The sequence below is a fragment of the Vibrio sp. Vb1554 genome (assembly GCF_033344235.1).
The window spans coordinates 1-1,033 of sequence record NZ_JAWPOJ010000472.1; the positions used below are offsets into that span (position 1 = coordinate 1).

Annotated in this window: 1 protein-coding gene; it reads right to left on the reverse strand. The window is 47.0% G+C overall.

The genetic code is table 11. The annotated features are described in order from the left end of the window. Positions 1–219 precede the first annotated feature (219 nt). A partial coding sequence (locus R8N28_RS27160; protein WP_318183908.1) for a M20/M25/M40 family metallo-hydrolase occupies positions 220–1,033 on the reverse strand: 814 nt, incomplete at its 5' end.

Genomic DNA, 1,033 nt, shown 5'->3' on the forward strand with positions numbered 1-1,033 from the left:
ACGCTGTCTTTTAGTAAAGTTCTGTATTCATCAGCAAGCGAGTATTTTTACAATTCGAAAGAGTTTGAGTTGTATTCAGAAAATACTCCGAATACGGCGTTTTTGCATTCCTTGAAAGATCAAATCACGGCATTGTATGACAATCGAGCTGCCTAGGTTATCCCATCGATAGCCCTCAGTATTTCGTGAGGGCTGTTTTAATCTTTTTAATTCACAGTTCTACTTCACCAAAAAATGCTTAACGAACTCAGAGATTTTTACCATATCGTCAACGGCGATGAACTCTTCCGTGGTGTGCACTTTAGCCATACCCGTAGATAGATTCACGGTTGTCAGACCTTTCTTGTTGAAGTTGTTCGCATCGCTGCCGCCGCCAGTGCCTTTCGTGAACGCTTCGATACCCATATTTGCAAACGCCGCTTTGATTGCGGTTACGTGCGCGTTGTCTTCTTCGATAACAAAGGCGTCGTACGCGCGGCTAGATTCGATTTCTACTTCTGCGCCATGTTTTTCGCATACCGACTCAAATGTTGAAATCATGTGGTTGACTTGGGCTTCTAGTTTCTCTCCATTTAGAGAGCGAGCTTCAGCAACGATTTTAAGCTCTGGCATCACAATGTTGGTTGCCTGACCACCGTTGACCATGCCGATGTTCGCTGTGGTTTCTTCGTCGATGCGAAGCAGTTTCATTTGGTTGATTGCGTCTGCCGCAACCATGATCGCGCTGATGCCTTCTTCCGGCGCAAGACCTGCATGTGCAGGGCGGCCTTTGATGGTTGCGACGATCTTTTGTTGGCCCGGAGCAGCCGTTACGATAGTTCCAATTGGGCCACCTGTGTCCAGTACGATCGCTTCTGTTGAGGTTACGTGAGACATATCGAAGTATTCAGAACCGAACAGGCCACCTTCTTCATGTACAGTGAACGCCAATTCGAGCGTTTTGTGTTCTAGGTTTTCAGCTTGAATGCAACGCACTGCTTCCATGATGGCAGCGATGCCAGATTTGTCGTCACCGCCAAGAATGGTGTTGCCT